This window comes from Hoylesella enoeca JCM 12259, assembly GCF_000613405.1.
Classification (GTDB): domain Bacteria; phylum Bacteroidota; class Bacteroidia; order Bacteroidales; family Bacteroidaceae; genus Prevotella; species Prevotella enoeca.
Window position 1 is genome coordinate 43,373 of the sequence record NZ_BAIX01000012.1, and the last position, 15,693, is coordinate 59,065.

At 44.9% G+C, this 15,693-nt stretch carries 12 protein-coding genes, 1 tRNA gene, 1 other RNA gene and 5 pseudogenes; 18 read left to right on the forward strand and 1 reads right to left on the reverse strand.

Annotated elements, in window-relative coordinates:
* Positions 1 to 9: 9 nt before the first annotated feature.
* From JCM12259_RS05620 to JCM12259_RS05630, 4 genes are read left to right on the forward strand one after another with little or no spacing between them, the layout of a single operon-like run.
* Positions 10 to 405, forward strand: a complete 396-nt coding sequence (locus JCM12259_RS05620; protein WP_025065715.1) for a type III PLP-dependent enzyme domain-containing protein — start codon at positions 10 to 12, stop codon at positions 403 to 405.
* Positions 406 to 420: 15 nt separating this feature from the next.
* Positions 421 to 1,581, forward strand: a complete 1,161-nt coding sequence (locus JCM12259_RS05625; RefSeq protein WP_025065716.1) for a glycosyltransferase — start codon at positions 421 to 423, stop codon at positions 1,579 to 1,581.
* Positions 1,582 to 1,602: 21 nt separating this feature from the next.
* Positions 1,603 to 1,896: a hypothetical protein gene (locus tag JCM12259_RS16500; protein ID WP_148299584.1), complete on the forward strand. Its 294-nt coding sequence runs from the start codon at positions 1,603 to 1,605 to the stop codon at positions 1,894 to 1,896.
* A 17-nt stretch (positions 1,897 to 1,913) separates the two neighbouring features.
* Entirely contained in the window at positions 1,914 to 2,744 is an 831-nt protein-coding gene (locus JCM12259_RS05630; RefSeq protein WP_148299585.1) for a hypothetical protein, read from the forward strand.
* 268 nt (positions 2,745 to 3,012) lie between these two features.
* Here the strand turns inward: JCM12259_RS05630 and JCM12259_RS05635 are convergent, their stop codons facing one another.
* On the reverse strand, positions 3,013 to 3,414 hold the full coding sequence (locus JCM12259_RS05635) for a DUF3127 domain-containing protein (protein WP_025065718.1): 402 nt from the start codon (positions 3,412 to 3,414) through the stop codon (positions 3,013 to 3,015).
* A gap of 174 nt (positions 3,415 to 3,588) precedes the next feature.
* Between JCM12259_RS05635 and dnaN the strand changes: the two are divergent.
* From dnaN to JCM12259_RS05700, 14 genes and pseudogenes are all read left to right on the forward strand, one after another.
* A pseudogene (gene dnaN / locus JCM12259_RS14040) lies at positions 3,589 to 4,712 on the forward strand (DNA polymerase III subunit beta).
* Between the two features lie 9 nt (positions 4,713 to 4,721).
* Positions 4,722 to 5,575, forward strand: a pseudogene (locus tag JCM12259_RS14045) (exonuclease domain-containing protein).
* Positions 5,576 to 5,592: 17 nt separating this feature from the next.
* Positions 5,593 to 6,800, forward strand: a pseudogene (coaBC, locus tag JCM12259_RS14050) (bifunctional phosphopantothenoylcysteine decarboxylase/phosphopantothenate--cysteine ligase CoaBC).
* A gap of 10 nt (positions 6,801 to 6,810) precedes the next feature.
* Positions 6,811 to 7,734: a type IX secretion system protein PorD gene (porD, locus tag JCM12259_RS05655; protein ID WP_081784161.1), complete on the forward strand. Its 924-nt coding sequence runs from the start codon at positions 6,811 to 6,813 to the stop codon at positions 7,732 to 7,734.
* A 3-nt stretch (positions 7,735 to 7,737) separates the two neighbouring features.
* On the forward strand, positions 7,738 to 9,396 hold the full coding sequence (recN, locus tag JCM12259_RS05660; RefSeq protein ID WP_025065720.1) for a DNA repair protein RecN: 1,659 nt from the start codon (positions 7,738 to 7,740) through the stop codon (positions 9,394 to 9,396).
* A gap of 2 nt (positions 9,397 to 9,398) precedes the next feature.
* Positions 9,399 to 11,066 (forward strand): tetratricopeptide repeat-containing S1 family peptidase, encoded by a 1,668-nt coding sequence (locus JCM12259_RS05665; RefSeq protein WP_025065721.1) that lies wholly within the window; start codon positions 9,399 to 9,401, stop codon positions 11,064 to 11,066.
* Between the two features lie 59 nt (positions 11,067 to 11,125).
* A tRNA-Arg gene (locus JCM12259_RS05670) sits at positions 11,126 to 11,200 on the forward strand.
* Positions 11,201 to 11,374: 174 nt separating this feature from the next.
* A pseudogene (locus JCM12259_RS17855) lies at positions 11,375 to 11,601 on the forward strand (IS30 family transposase); the annotation flags it as partial.
* A gap of 104 nt (positions 11,602 to 11,705) precedes the next feature.
* Positions 11,706 to 12,106: a transfer-messenger RNA gene (gene ssrA / locus JCM12259_RS16120) on the forward strand.
* 343 nt (positions 12,107 to 12,449) lie between these two features.
* Positions 12,450 to 13,735: pseudogene (locus JCM12259_RS14055) on the forward strand (site-specific integrase).
* 5 nt (positions 13,736 to 13,740) lie between these two features.
* Positions 13,741 to 14,208 (forward strand): DUF1896 domain-containing protein, encoded by a 468-nt coding sequence (locus JCM12259_RS05685; RefSeq protein WP_025065723.1) that lies wholly within the window; start codon positions 13,741 to 13,743, stop codon positions 14,206 to 14,208.
* Between the two features lie 140 nt (positions 14,209 to 14,348).
* Entirely contained in the window at positions 14,349 to 14,699 is a 351-nt protein-coding gene (locus JCM12259_RS05690; RefSeq protein ID WP_025065724.1) for a hypothetical protein, read from the forward strand.
* Positions 14,700 to 15,058: 359 nt separating this feature from the next.
* Entirely contained in the window at positions 15,059 to 15,490 is a 432-nt protein-coding gene (locus tag JCM12259_RS05695) for a hypothetical protein (protein ID WP_004374602.1), read from the forward strand.
* A 5-nt stretch (positions 15,491 to 15,495) separates the two neighbouring features.
* A partial coding sequence (locus JCM12259_RS05700; RefSeq protein ID WP_025065725.1) for a PcfK-like family protein occupies positions 15,496 to 15,693 on the forward strand: 198 nt, incomplete at its 3' end.

Consider the following 15,693-nt stretch of genomic DNA (forward strand, 5'->3'; position numbering starts at 1 on the left):
ATGTAAACAATGACACAAATGTTCCCTATTAGTAAGTTGAAAACCCTACAAACACCTTTTTATTATTATGACACCGACTTGCTTCGGGCCACATTACACACGATCAATGATAAAGTGGCACAACACAACAATTATGTGGCATACTACGCAGTCAAGACAAATGCCAATCCGGAAATATGGCAAATCATTTGCGAAGCAGGCTTAGGTGCCAATACTATTAGTGGTGACGAGAAAGAGAAAGTCATCGAATCGGGTTTCCAACAGGATCGAATCGTCTTCGCAGAAGTGGATAAAAGTGATTGGGAAATCCATTTGGCACTTGACGAAAACATCCTTTACTTCAAGGTGGAGGGTATTCCCGAATTGGCAATTATCGATAAATCGGCCACCGAAAGGTTATATTAAGGAAGAATTAAACTCATGATCATCCAGCCCACAACACTTATTATCAGCATATCCATTATTCTTTTAGCGTTCGTTACACCGTTTTTCAATCCGTTTTTCAGATGGAAGCGCATCGTAAGAAGAAGTAAACCGGAGAACGAGAACGATACAACAAATGAGTCATTGCCACCTGTCAGCATTGTCATCACTACCCATGACAACGCTCAGGAACTTGTTCGCAATCTCTCATCGATCATTAATCAAGATTATCCAACTGATTTTCAGGTGATTGTTGTTATGGAAAAAGGCGATAACGAGACCGAAGACGTTCTCAAAAGATATGCAGATAACAAGCACCTCTATACCACTTTCATTCCCGATTCATCGCGATATATGAGTCGAAAGAAGCTCGCAGTGACACTTGGAGTTAAAGCTGCGAAACACGAATGGATCGTATTGATGGAGGCATTTTGTGTTCCCACATCTGAGAAATGGTTGGAAACGTTGGCTCACAACTTCCAAAACGATAAGCATCTGGTGATCGGTTACACGGGATTTGATGATGAAACGCCCGATTATTACAAGTTCGAACGACTTCGAACATTCTGTTACACTGCACGAGAAGCTATCAAAGGCACAACATATCGCAGTTGCGGACATTGCGTTTCGTTTCGAAAGAGTGATTTTATGGCGGCTAACGGTTATAGCGGAAACCTGCATTTGATTCGCGGAGAATATGATTTCTTGGTCAACAAATATGCTCAAAGGGGTACAACTGGCGTCGAAACGGCCGAAGAAGCATGGTTGCGCGAGGAGTCGCCATCTCTTAAAACGTGGCGCAACGACCATCTTTTCTATTTGGAAACACGCAAATTTCTAAAACGAAGTAGGCTTCATCGTGCACTTTACAACATAGATATGTGGCTGATGTATGGCAATTATGTAGCTATTTGTGTCGCTTTCACCTATGGAATTATCGATGATGATTGGGTGATCAATGCTTCCGCAGGTGCGGCTTTACTCATTACACTGGTCACTCGCACCATATTTGCTCATCAGGTAACGACACAATTCAATGAGAATATCGGTTTTTGGAAAATCATTCCTTATGAACTGAGCCTGATTTGGCATAGTGCTACCAACCGACTTCGCTATTTATCAGCCGATAAAAACGATTTCACCAGTCACAAACTCTAAGCTCCCCTACCCCGCGAAGCTATGAAAATTCTGATTTATATACCTCGGACAACAGATCGAATGAAGCTCCATCACGAGTTTGTTTCTATTCTCAGCCGCTGTCTGCAACCCATGGCGGACGTGAAAGTGACGGTCAAACTGCCGAGATCTATCGTGGATTACGATCTGATTCACATCATAGGTGCATGGTATATACATCAGCTCGACTGGCTGCCAAGGCCAAACATCAAGACATCCCAACTATTTTCTCTCCGATGGGAGATCTCCAACCGTGGATCATTCGTAGTAAACAACGAACTAAATCAGCACAAATAGCTATTTATCAACGCACTATGGTAGAACATGTCTCAGCTGTCCATCTCTGTAATCCGATGGAAAAAGAGACATTCAGACACCTGGGGTGGAATAATAAAACACAAGTCATCAGGAATCCGCTTCTCACCAATGAGCTTTCGGAAGAGAGCATGGCACAACAAATGTTGATGCTCTATCAGAAAGTGCTCGATTCTAATTGCTATGCTATGATCGGCGAACAGACCGAGGATGCGATCTGTTTTTTGTTGCAAATCGGAGTCGATGAAATGGCCGCAAGAAACAATCAACTGCGCAGAGAGGCGTCGGACTGTCTGTCGAAACTATCCAACGAGGATTGGCGACGCGTCTTTATCTATGCCAACGATGAAGGAATACTCGACAGGATTAGGCTTGGTCTTGCCCGACTTCAATACGCAGCTCCCAATATTTCTCTTGCAAATATCGATCGATTTCCCACAAGTTTATCTATTCCCGAGGGGCATTTGGACAGTAAGAATGTGCTCACCGGCAGCTTGCTTACCCGCAATCGCTTCGATGATTTCACCGAAGAAGACGGCGAAATCGAGCGGATGATCTGCACGATGATACTCAATCTCAAATATGAAATCGATCATCGCAGCGTCTCGATGCTGCATCTCATCGATCTATTCGAGCTGATCCGTTTTGAGAATTACGATGAAGAAAATCTGACAAGAATGCTCCGCCATCTCAGAATGCAGAAGTTTGCCTCGCGGTTACTGTTTGTTATGAAAGATATTCTCGGTCTGACTGAAGGTTTTATGCCCTTGGAAGCTACTGATGACAAGGCAACCGATCGATTGAGAAAGGCAATCACGAAATTAAAATAAAAGCTTTCAAACACGGAACATGAAACGAATAAAAAGATGAAATGATTCTTTTCCTTTTCACCCTTTCATTCATTCCGTTTCCAAGTAATCATCAATCACTTTACAAACAACCGTTTTTCGCCATACAATTAACCGTCAATCGCAGTGCAATTAACGGTTAAACGAAATATAATCTATATGTAATTGATTTTTAAGTTACATACAAACCAAATGGGATTTCAACGCTCTCGATGAGAGAGCAAACAAAAAATAAGTTTCTAAAAGCTGCTTAAAAAGGCAGATCATCAGCACTATTCTCGGGCATTTGAGGTGGGAACGGAGCCTGCGGAGCTACTTGTGAGGCTGCCGGCTGATCCGATTGCATAGGTGCCTGAGGTGAAACCTGCATCCCAACAGAGGCCGGATCGACCATCCGAACATCAAAAGCGCGGATGCTGTTAAACCATCTGCCGTTGTATTCACGTGCATCTATATCGAAAGAAACCATCACTTCCTGTCCGATCTGAATGTTGAACCGTGCCAAACGATCTACACCGAACACGGTGAACACCATCTTATGCGGATAAGACTCATGCGTTTCGATGACAAAGTCTTGCGCTTTCCACTCTCCACGAGCCGACACTCCACTTCTTTCCGGCAATGCTGCGATTACCTTTCCTTGTAATTCCATCTTCTTATTTATTTATGTGTTTATGGCCTTTTAAGCCTTTCTTTGAAACGCGAAATTAATAAAATAGCGCTTAACTGAAAAACTTTTCTTCCATTTTTTTGTCTAACACACTGTTTTTTCGTATTTTTGTACCTACATATTTGATAGCGAGTAATAACTAAAAGACAAGTATTCATGAGATTTACATTATCCAGTACGGCTCTAAGCAACCGTTTGCAGACACTAGCAAGGGTGATAAACAGCAAAAATTCATTGCCTATTCTCGACAGTTTTTTATTTAATGTAAGCAACAATCAGTTGCACATCACGGCTTCGGATAGCGAAAACGTCATGCAATCCGTGCTTACACTCGACCAGTGCGATGGCGATGGAACTTCGCTGTACCCAGTAAAACCATCCTCGATGCATTGAAAGAACTGCCGGAGCAACCGCTTTCATTCGAGATCGACCTCAATGCGCTGACGATTAATGTGATGTATCAAAATGGCCGATATAATTTCACAGCCCAAAATGCCGACGAATATCCTCGTGTTCAGCCAATTCCGGACGGTGCGACGGCTATTACGATCAGTTCGTCGGTTCTCAACGACAATATCACCCGCACGCTTTTCGCAACGGCCCAGGATGAGTTGCGCCCCGTTATGAATGGAATCTACTTCGATCTCACCGCCGAGAGTCTGGCCATTGTTGCCAGTGACGGGCACAAGTTGGTACGAGACAAGAACTTTTCAATCAAGAGCGATATTCCCGCTTCATTCATTTTACCGAAAAAACCGGCTACACTTTTGAAGAATGTATTAAGCAAAGACAGTGGTGATGTGGTCATTAAGTTCGACAATCGCAATGCTGAGATTCGCTTCTCAGACGGTATTCTCTCATGCAGATTGATCGAAGGGCGTTATCCCAACTATAATTCAGTCATCCCGCAGGATAACCCCAATCAGCTCACTATTGATCGCAAAGCTCTTCTCGGAGCCTTGCGCCGTGTACTTCCATTCGCCAGTGAGAGTAGTCAATTGATACGTTTCCATTTGGAATCGGGTAAACTTGAATTGTCGTCAGAAGATATCGACTTTGCAACCAGTGCCAAAGAGAGTCTCGTTTGCGACTACAATGGTCAGGCGATGAACATCGGATTCAAGGGTAGTTCGCTGTCGGAGATTCTGAGCAATTTAGAGAGTGACGAAGTGATCGTTAAGTTGGCAGATCCCAGTCGGGCCGGAATCATCATTCCGGTAATGCAACCAGAGAACGAAGACGTGCTTATGTTGATCATGCCGATGTTGCTGAACGAATAACCATAAAATATGAAACTGAATTTGACAAAGCCCCTGATCGTCTTCGACTTGGAGACGACGGGGCTTGATCTTGTGAATGATCGAATCATTCAAATCTCTTATATAAAGGTGTATCCGGATGGAAAAGAAGAGCGTGAAAATATCTTTGTGAATCCGGGAAAGACTATTCCGAAAGAAGTTTCTATGCTGACGGGCATCACGGATACCGACATTGCCGATGCACCAACATTCAAATCGCTGGCCGCTTCGCTGTCAGAGAAGTTTAAAGGATGCGATTTTGCTGGCTTCAACTCAAATCATTTCGACATTCCGATGCTTGCAGAAGAGTTCTTGCGAGCAGGTATTGATTTCGATTTCTCACGTTGCCGGCTTATTGATGCACAGATAATCTTTCATAAAATGGAACGTCGCAACCTTGCTGCTGCCTATAAATTCTATTGTGGAAGAAAGATGGAAGAAGATTTTGAAGCACATAGAGCCGACCAAGATGCAGAAGTAACATATCGCGTTTTACAAGGAGAGCTCTCAAAATATGATCCAAGTCAAGCTGAAGAAGCCGATCGTGCATTGCCGAATAATATGGATTTTCTGGACGAATTCTCAAAGATTAATGACAATGTAGACTTTGCCGGGCGTATCGTTTGGAAAGAATTGACCGATAAAGACGGTAAACCATTGCTTGATCAAGCAGGAAACATACGCAAACAAGAAGTTTTCAACTTCGGGAAATACAAAGGATGGGCTGTTGCGACGTGCTGCATAGAGACCCGGGATATTACAGTTGGATGCTGGCCGGCGACTTCACGAATAACACCAAACAAGTTCTTACTCGCATTCGATTAAGAGAATTCAATGCAAAATGAGCAGAAATGCCGATAATATGTTGACTGGAAAGAAAATCGTTTTAGGCATAACGGGGTCGATTGCAGCGTATAAAGCATGCTTGATCATACGCGAGCTCGTCCGGAAAGGCGCCGAAGTGCAAGTAGTTATCACGCCTTCCGGCAAAGAATTTATCACGCCCGTTACCCTGGCAACGCTGAGTCAGCATCCTGTTATCAGCGACTTCTTTGCCCAAAGAGACGGAACGTGGCACTCGCATGTAGCTCTTGGGCTTTGGGCTGATGCCATGTTGATTGCTCCCTGCACAGCAAGCACATTGGGAAAGATGGCCAACGGCATTGCAGACAACATGCTCATCACCACTTATTTATCGATGAAAGCCCCCGTATTCATTGCTCCTGCGATGGATTTGGATATGTTGGCACATCCTGTAACACAGCAAAACCTTGAACGACTTCGCTCTTTGGGCAACCGAATCATTGCTCCCGGAAACGGTTTTTTAGCCAGTGGACTCGAAGGAAAAGGCAGGATGCAGAGCCGGAAACCATCGTTGAGAGTCTGAATGACTTCTTTTCTAAAACTCAGCAAGCTACCACATCCTCTTCATTAGCGGGAAAACGCATATTAATCACAGCCGGACCAACTTACGAAAAGATTGATCCAGTACGCTTCATAGGTAACTATTCGAGTGGGAAAATGGGCTTTGCATTAGCCGAAGAATGTGCAACGAGGGGTGCAGAAGTGGTGTTAATCGCCGGTCCGGTACATCTTTCATGCTCCGAAAAAATTCAACGCATTGACGTGGAAAGCACCAAAGAGATGTATGATGCAACTCTTTCGCATTTCGAAAAGGCTGATGCCGCTATTTTATGTGCCGCCGTTGCCGACTTCAAACCAGTTCAAACAGCTGCGACGAAGATCAAACGGGAGGGAAACGAATGGTCAATCCGCTTGCAACCGACACTCGATATCGCCGCAGAGTTAGGCAAACGAAAGACGAAAAACCAACGGTTGGTGGGCTTTGCACTTGAAACGAATGATGAAGAAGCTCATGCGCGACATAAACTCATATCGAAACACCTTGATTTTATTGTGCTCAACAGCACCCGAAATGCAGGAACCACTTTCCAAAGCGATGATAATCAGATTACGATCATATCACCAACGGATATCAAACCATTTGAAAAGAAACCGAAAACAGCGGTTGCTCGCGACATCATCGATGAATTATGTAAATTCTTTTAGGGATCTATTGATGAGTGGCCAATCATTCATCAACAGATCACTTGCAACGATTTTGCTTGCCATAAGCATCACTTTGTCTGCCCACACACAAGAATTACGGATGCGGGTAACAGTCAATCACGGTCAGATCGAGCGTACCGACGCTGCCATTTTTGATAATTTACAACGCACATTGGAGCAATTCATCAACGAACGACAATGGACCGATCTACAATTCCAGCCCAACGAACGCATTATTTGCAACCTAAACATCACCGTGACAGCCTATGATGCCACGGCAAACACATTCACTTGCAAGGCTCAGATACAAGCTAACCGACCTGTTTTCAATGCTGCTTACACCACCACTTTATATAATAACACCGATAACCACTTCGATTTCACGTTTGCACAGTTTGATCAACTCAACTTTAACGATGAACAAATAGACAATCAACTCACAGCTTTGGTGGCCTATTATGCCTATCTCATCATCGGGATCAACCTCGACAGCTTTGCCCCAATGGGTGGAGAGAGCGTCTTGCAAAGATGTATGAATCTTGTGAACAACGCCCAGCAACTACCCTTCTCGGGGTGGAAAGCATTTGAAGATAGTCGCAATCGTTTTGCTTTCATCAATGACTATTTGGATGGAGCGATGCAACCGTTCCGACAATTACAATACGATTACTATCGAAAAGGTCTGGACCAGATGGTCAACAATACGGAAAGAGGGCGCACCAATATATCCACCGCACTTGAAGAAAACTTGCGGAAATGCCACGACGACAAGCCTTTGAGTGCACTTCCACAGGTTTGGACCGATTTCAAACGTGATGAGTTGGCTCAGATTTACAGCGGAAAAGGCACGCCGAAAGAGAAAGAACGCATCTATGATCTGCTCTTTTCCATCAATGCCAGTCAACAAGACGCGTGGGAAAAAATCAAAAACTAAGACATGCTGAAACAATTATACATCAGGAATTTTACGCTGATCGATGAATTGGATATCGCTTTTCATCCCGGTTTTTCGGTTATTACGGGCGAAACAGGTGCCGGAAAGAGTATCATCCTTGGTGCTATCGGCCTGCTTTTAGGCAATCGTGCCGATAGCAAAGCTATCAAATTAGGTCAAAACAAATGCGTGATCGAAGCACATTTCGATCTCTCAGGCTATGATCGCAAGCAATTTTTCATCGACAACGACATTGATTACGAACCCGAAGATTGCATTCTCAGACGCGAAATCAACGCCAACGGCAAGAGTCGTTCGTTCATCAACGATACACCGGTGACGCTCTCTGCGCTGAAAGATCTAGGCGAACAACTGGTTGATATACATAGTCAGCACCAGAACCTGATGCTCAATAAAGAAGACTTTCAATTAAAGGTGATCGACACGCTGGCACAAGACAATGCACAACTAACGGCATATCGCACGGCGTTTAACGCTTATCGGGAAGCCGAAAAACGGTTAATGGCAATGCGAAAAGCCGTTGATGAGAGTCGGGATAATGAAGACTTTATTCGTTTTCAGCTTAAAGAGCTGACAGAAGCACAGTTAGACACTGATGAACAGGAATCACTTGAACAGGAATCAACGCTCTTGAATCATGCCGAAGAGATCAAAGGAGCCTTTTATTCTGCTCAAAACTTACTGACGGGAGATGATACTGGCGTCGTGGAAAGCCTTAACACGGCAGCCGATCAACTGCACAACATCGAGCATCTTTATCCCGATGTTGCAGATTTGGCTTCTCGTTTGGACAGTTGTTATATCGAATTGAAAGACATTTCGCACGAAATCGACAGACAATCAGAGACCGTCGAATTCGATCCTCAACGCTTGGCGGCCGTCGACGAACGATTGGACACGCTCTATTCGTTGCAACATAAATTCCATGTTGAATCGGTTTCGGAACTCATTCAGATAGCCGACCGACTGCAAAAGCAAATCAGTGGCATTGACAATAGCGATGAAGATCTGAAAGAACAAGAAGCAAAAGTAGCTCAATATGAGGCCGGATGCAGAAAGATTGCAAAGGATCTGACGATTCGACGAACTGCTGCGGCCCGACAAATCGAACAGGAAATGCAAGTGAGATTGGTGCCGCTGGGTATTCCCAACGTGCGCTTTGAGGTGCAAATGACCGAAAAATCGCTTTCGGAAGACGGTGCAGATCAAGTGGCTTTCTTGTTCAGTGCCAACCGAAGCACACCGATGCAACCTGTGAGCGATGTAGCTTCGGGCGGCGAAATAGCACGCGTGATGCTCTCATTGAAGGCTATGATCAGCGGCACCGTTAAACTCCCGACCATCATTTTCGATGAAATAGACACAGGAGTAAGCGGTCGTGTGGCCGAACAAATGGCTCGGATGATGTGCGAAATGGGCGGACAACATCGCCAAGTGATCAGTATTACGCATCTGCCTCAAATCGCTGCGCAGGGCGTTACACATTATAAAGTATCGAAAGAAGAAACTGCCAAGGGCACGATCAGTCGCATGCAAGAGTTGGACCATAATCAACGTGTGCGCGAAATAGCGCAGATGTTGAGCGGGAGCGACATTACCGAGGCTGCAATCACCAATGCCAAGGCTTTATTAAAGATATGAATATGAAAAAGATAATTACCTTATGGATTGGCCTGCTTATCATTGTTGCAGGCGCAAAAGCACAGAGCAGCACTGTGAAAAACGCTGCCAAATCTGTCTTCACACTGACAACTTTCAAGCAAGACGGTTCTATTCTTGCTTCGAGCAGAGGCGTTTTCGTGGACAACCAAGGCACAGCCATCAGTGCATGGACACCTTTCGTGGGTGCGGCAAGGGCCGTTGTCGTCGATGCCAAGGGCAACAAACTCGATGTTGAAGCGTTAATCGGCGCCAATGAGTTATACGATGTATGTAAGTTTCGCGTCAACGGCACCACGGTCGGAGCGCCATTGGCTTCGTCACCTGCGGCCTCTGGGAGCAAGGTTTGGCTTGTCGGCTATTCGTTGAAGGCCCCCGATATTCAGTCGGCAACCATCAAAAGCGTAGAGACCTTTATGCAAACGTACACCTACTATATATTCTCCACGCTGGCACCAGACAACGCCACCGGATCGCCTTACGTCAACCAAAATGGGCAAGTGATCGGTTTGCTCCAACTTTCCACGGCCAATTCGGATGTATGTGCAACCGATGCGCGATTTATCAACAGCTTTACGTTGACTGGATTGTCTATCAATGACCCCGTGCTCAACCGTTGCGGAATCCGTACCGGGATGCCTGATAAGCAAGAAGATGCGCTGCTCACGCTGATGCTTGCCAATGATCGACGCGACTCTTTGCAGCGAATGGGTTACGTGGATGCTTTCATCCGCAAGTTTCCGAAGCTATCAGACGGTTACACGGCACGCGCACTGAGCCTTGTCAATAGCGATCAATTCAGTGCTGCAGCAACCGAAATGGAAACAGCTATCAAGCAAGTTGACAAAAAAGATGAAGCTCATTCGAGTTATGCCAAGGTCATCTATCAAAAGGAAATGTATAAAAACGACAAACCTTTCACTGCTTGGAATCTCGACAAAGCGCTCGACGAAGCTCGCAAAGCTTATGAAATCAATCCACAACCACTGTATTTACATCAACAAGCACAGATCATTTACGGTAAAGGCGACTATCAGAAAGCCTATGATCTGTTCCTATCGCTAACGAAAACACCTCTTCGCAATGGTGAATTATACTATGAAGCGGCCCAATGCAAGAGTCATCTCAAAGCGCCGAAAAGCGAGATTATGGCTTTGTTAGACAGTGCCGTAGTCGCATGTCCGCAGCCATTGAATAGTGTTGCAGCGCCATACGTCCTGGCACGAGGCGCAGAATGGGAGTCGGTAGGCGACTATCGTAAAGCTGTTGCAGATTATAATCTATACGATTCACTGATGCTGGGGCGACCGATTAGCAGCCAATTCTATTACACAAGGGAACAATGCGAGATCAAAATACGTCAATTCCAACAGGCATTGAATGATATCGCGCGCGCCATCTTGCTCACTCCGGATGAGCCTACATATTGGGCAGAGAAATCTTCACTACATTTGCGCGTCAACCAACTGAAAGAGGCCATTCAAAGTGCTCGTCGTTGCATTGAATTAGCCCCCGATTATGCCGACGGTTACGTTCTCCTCGGCGTGGCACTTGTACAAAACAAAGATAAGACTGCCGGTCTGCAAGCGCTTCAAAAAGCCAAAGACTTGGGAGATTCGCGCGCAGATGATCTCATCAAGAAATACAAATAGGCAAACAAAAATTTGCATATCACGATAAAAAACACTATTTTTGCACGCGATATTTGGATGGTTCCGTAGCTCAGTTGGATTAGAGCAACAGCCTTCTAAGCTGTGGGTCTTGGGTTCGAACCCCAACGGAATCACAACAGCAAGCAAAAGAGGATATTGTCTTCAATATCCTCTTTCTCGTTTATACACAACCATTTGTCAGCCAATATTTGTCAACCAGCAAACTCTTTTTTCACATGAAGATTCCATTTAGAAACGCAATGTTTTTGGTTTAGGCGTAGCTTTAATTCCATGAAAAACACTGCGGCAGGGGGCGCCATCATCCTCCGGGAGCGTCCGACAGCAATACGCTGCTCTTCCCATACAGGGAATCCTTGAAGACCATCACCACCGACAACAGCTGTGAATTCGCAGCACATCTTAAAATATCGAAGAGATTGAGCATGAAAGGGAAAGACAGAATTACGGTATCATACGCTTCGTTGCAGAAAAAGAAGCTGTCGAAAACGCAAACAAACTCATCAGAAAATACATTAATTAACATCTTAATGAGAGAAAAGACACGATTTATTTGCCGATTTCATTGATTTGTTATATTTTTGCATGCTTTCTCTCTGGCAGACAGCACCGAATAATCATGGGGTTGACTGGATTTGACAGCGGGATGAAATGGTACGTAAGCACGCGGAGCATCGGTGGCTGGCTCCATAATCTCAGTTATCAAGAATTTAATTGGCGAAAATAACTACGCTCTCGCTGCCTAACCGAAGCACAGTAGGTTACTGGCTTGATCCCGTCACCAGGTGACAGGACGAGACATCGCTCAAAGGCTGTTGTTCCGAAGTTCTTTGATCAAGCGGTGCAAGCAAATCGGAAATAGTGCGGCAAAGCCTCGCTTGTCGTATGAAATAATAGAGGATAAGGTTGCAGTTGGTGGTCCGGGTCTTGCCGCGACACGAAAACCGAAGTCCGGAATAAGCGTGTAGAAAGCGTATGGTTTCCCTGTTTGGACGAGGGTTCGACTCCCACCAGCTCCACTCGATGTACTCTGAACAAGAGTTTACAAGGGATTGATTAAATCAGAAAATCGCCGTAACTTCAATGAGTTGCGGCGATTATTCGTTTATATACTTCCCTGCTTGGGAGTACATACAGATACCGCCGAAACGCTCAAAATACTCCCAACTGGCTACAATATGGCTACAGAAAAAATCGACTTTGTAAAATTGTAGCCACTGATACCGTACAGAGTACACACAGATACCGCATACTTCATTGTTATTCAAAGAATTATGTCGAACTTTGCAGCTGTAAAAATAACGCGTAACTCACCCTTAAACGGGTCGAAAGCACGATTTACTTCTGCACTAAAAACTTGTAAGTATGAAGAGTATTTTCAGAACAAGCTTCTATCTGCGAAGCAATTATTTGAACAAAGAAGGAAAAGCATCGGTTATGATGCGTATCCATCTTAATGGAGAAAGAATGGCACTCGGCACAACAGGCGTTAGTGTTGATCCGAAATGTGGGATAGCACACTGGGTAAAGTACGGGGACGAACCAAGGAGGCTTTGGCTACCAACGCACAACTGACGAGCATCAGCACAGACCTTCAGATGATATTCCAACGATTGGAGTTCTCAGAAGAACTCAGCCTTGAACGCATCAAATCGGAATATCTTGGTAAACGTGAGGATATGGAGACCGTTCTTTCATTGTTTACCAAGTATAATAATGATATGTATGCACAGATTGGCTGTGGAGTTACAAAAGCAAATTATCGCAAGTTTGATATTTGCAAGCGTCACTTTGCCAAGTTCCTTGAAGAAAAGTATGCACGCACTGACCTCAATATCATTGAGCTTACCCCTATCGTCATTCACGATTTCGACGTCTATCTTAAAACCGTAGTTGGTCAATGCTTTAACACGGCCATCAAGACCTTAAAGACTTTTAAGACGGTTATCATATTTGGTCGAAAGGCTGGAGTGTTTAATCACGACCCATTCCTCAATATCCACTTCAAGACCAAAAGAGTTGATCGTGGCTTTTTGACAGACGAAGAAGTGGACACCATCATGCACAAGGAATTTGCAACGCAACGATTGGTAAATGTTCGCGACATCTTCTTGTTCTCTTGCTTTACAGGACTGGCTTACGTTGATGTAGCCAATCTTACGCCCGACAATATCATAACGATGGACGGCAAGCAGTGGATTGTAACAGCACGTCAGAAAACCGATACACTAAGCCATATCCTCTTGCTCGACATTCCGAAGATTATTATCAAGAAGTATGAGGGCAAAGCTAAAAATGGTAGATTGATACCCATTCTCAGCAACCAGCGTATGAACTCTTATTTGAAAGAGATAGCCGATGTTTGCGGTATCAACAAGAACTTGACCTTTCACATGGCTCGACATACCTTTGCCACGATGATGCTCACAAAGGGAGTTCCTGTGGAGTCTGTATCCAAGATGTTAGGACATACAAGTATAACTACAACTCAGCTTTATGCCCGCATAACGAACAAGAAGATAGAGAACGATATGCTTGCTGTATCCAAGAAATTGGATAAGTTCGACTTCGCAAGTGCTCCACCAGCAAAGGCTACCAAGCGACGTTATACTAAGAAGATTGATACACCTATTATAATAACAAACCATTAAGACTTATGACAACAACAAAGAAAGAACTTTCCTACTTCCGTCTGAAGTTGGAAGCGTATCTCGGAGAACATTTTCCTGAGAGAGTGAACGACAATGCGTTTGTAAACACTCGTGCAGACGAGGCATTGACGGCTTACTGCGATGCCGTGGCGCAAGGTTTCTCCTACCCCGAAGCAGAGACGATGGCAAGCGAGGTGCTGTACCACAACCTGCATTTCTCAAAGTATGATACCCTTGTTTCCGTGCTGGAGCAGGAGTTTGAGAAGGAGCTGCCAAGTCCGCTTCCCGAAAGGTTAGCACTAATTTTACTGAACAACAAGGCAATTCAAGCGGTATTTGCCAAGTACGAACTCACGGACGACTTTGCGGCAGGTACAGAATACGACAAACTGTACACCGAGCTGACCGGTACCATCGTGCTGCTCATCGAGGTCAATGGTCTGCCAACGATAGGCGGTGAGAACATGACTTGATACTTCACCATCGGGGGCTTTTGTAGTGTCAAGAGCCAAGATAAACGCTCCACTCCACACGTCAAGAGTTTTGCAAACACTTGTCTTTGTGTAGTCTGCGCATCTTGTTATCGCTCTTGAAACTATTAAAAGCCCCGATTATGAATAATACAATCATCATGAATCAAGATGTTCACACACCTGCCTTCATCAAGGCAGACGCATCGAACAAAACCGATAAGAACAGGCAGCCGCCGACTTCTCCCAAGCAAGTCCGCCACTTCGGTTGGACACGCTTCATCGAACTCACCGTTCTGCTTTCCATCGTTATCGGTGCAGTTTACCTCATTTCGAAGATCGTTACGCCGCAAGTCGTAACCGCCGTTTCAGTTATTCTCGGTTTCCTGATACTACGCTTCATTGTCAGAGTTATTCTGCAAGTAACCTTTACAATCCTGTGTTGGCTGTTCTGGCTTGCCGCCATCGTGGCAATCCTGCTCTGTGTGCTCTGAGCGCACAAGGAAAGATATTCTTCGATTCATTCTTCTTTATGGGTGGTTATCTCGCGTGAGGTAGCCACCCTTTTTCGTTTTCCATACCGGCGTTGCACTTTCGCTTCTCACGTCCGTCTATTCCACTTTGATGTGCCATAAGTCGGTGCTGATTTCTTTTTATTCGCAAAGGTAGTAAGGGGCTACGGCTTGCACAAGGTCTGTGCCTTTGGTTTGCACGGAAAATCTCCACACCTACATTTCATTTCGGGTAGTATTTTCCTGCAAAACCTTGTGCCGGCTGCGCCCCCTACCTTCTTATTGCTACAAAAAGGAATCAGCATACTCCGATCTTTGGACGCATAAAAAAAAATGTCATTATGGAACAGCAAAAAGTAAATATCACATCTTCGATGAAAGAAAAAGGATATAGCTCCTCCTCTCATTACCGCATAAGTTCGGTGGTTGATGAAAGTGAGCGTTTGGTGGCAACTAAGTTTGTGCAGTGGGACGTTGAGCCGTTGGACAGACTGAGTGGCAGTAAGGTGTATCTCCTACGTTTGAAACTCAATCGTGGGGAGCGAATGAGCCGTGAGGAAAAGAATTGGCTTGCCGAAGCGGTGAACACCAACACCTATTTCCGCACAGCCGTTCCCCTAATGGGTTATCGGTTTGACTTTATGGACGTATTGAAGAAGTATTTGGTCAATCAATACGGACATTGGTCAGAGTATTATGCACCCGACCGCACCAGCCTAAGAAGTTTCCTTTGCGGACAGATAAACCAAATTGTAGAAATCCCTAAATACTAAGCGATATGAAAGGAACAGAACATTTTACGAGAGCAATAGCCGAGTATCTCAATCAGCGTGCAGCGACAGACCCTTTGTTTGCTCCCAACTTGATGAAGCCTAACAAGAGCATCGAGGAGTGTGTAACCTACATCTTGAACCAAGTGCAGGCGAGTGGCTGCAATGGATTTGAGGACGATGAAATCTACTCAATGGCAGTCCAC

What these genes read in the sequence shown, in the direction of transcription:
- JCM12259_RS05620 (WP_025065715.1), top strand. Translation starts at nt 10, where the DNA reads ATGACACAAATGTTCCCTATTAGTAAGTTGAAAACCCTACAAACACCT.
- JCM12259_RS05625 (WP_025065716.1), top strand. Translation starts at nt 421, where the DNA reads ATGATCATCCAGCCCACAACACTTATTATCAGCATATCCATTATTCTT.
- JCM12259_RS16500 (WP_148299584.1), top strand. Translation starts at nt 1,603, where the DNA reads ATGAAAATTCTGATTTATATACCTCGGACAACAGATCGAATGAAGCTC.
- JCM12259_RS05630 (WP_148299585.1), top strand. Translation starts at nt 1,914, where the DNA reads ATGGTAGAACATGTCTCAGCTGTCCATCTCTGTAATCCGATGGAAAAA.
- JCM12259_RS05635 (WP_025065718.1), bottom strand. Translation starts at nt 3,414, where the DNA reads ATGGAATTACAAGGAAAGGTAATCGCAGCATTGCCGGAAAGAAGTGGA.
- porD (WP_081784161.1), top strand. Translation starts at nt 6,811, where the DNA reads ATGAGTGGCCAATCATTCATCAACAGATCACTTGCAACGATTTTGCTT.
- recN (WP_025065720.1), top strand. Translation starts at nt 7,738, where the DNA reads ATGCTGAAACAATTATACATCAGGAATTTTACGCTGATCGATGAATTG.
- JCM12259_RS05665 (WP_025065721.1), top strand. Translation starts at nt 9,399, where the DNA reads ATGAAAAAGATAATTACCTTATGGATTGGCCTGCTTATCATTGTTGCA.
- JCM12259_RS05685 (WP_025065723.1), top strand. Translation starts at nt 13,741, where the DNA reads ATGACAACAACAAAGAAAGAACTTTCCTACTTCCGTCTGAAGTTGGAA.
- JCM12259_RS05690 (WP_025065724.1), top strand. Translation starts at nt 14,349, where the DNA reads ATGAATAATACAATCATCATGAATCAAGATGTTCACACACCTGCCTTC.
- JCM12259_RS05695 (WP_004374602.1), top strand. Translation starts at nt 15,059, where the DNA reads ATGGAACAGCAAAAAGTAAATATCACATCTTCGATGAAAGAAAAAGGA.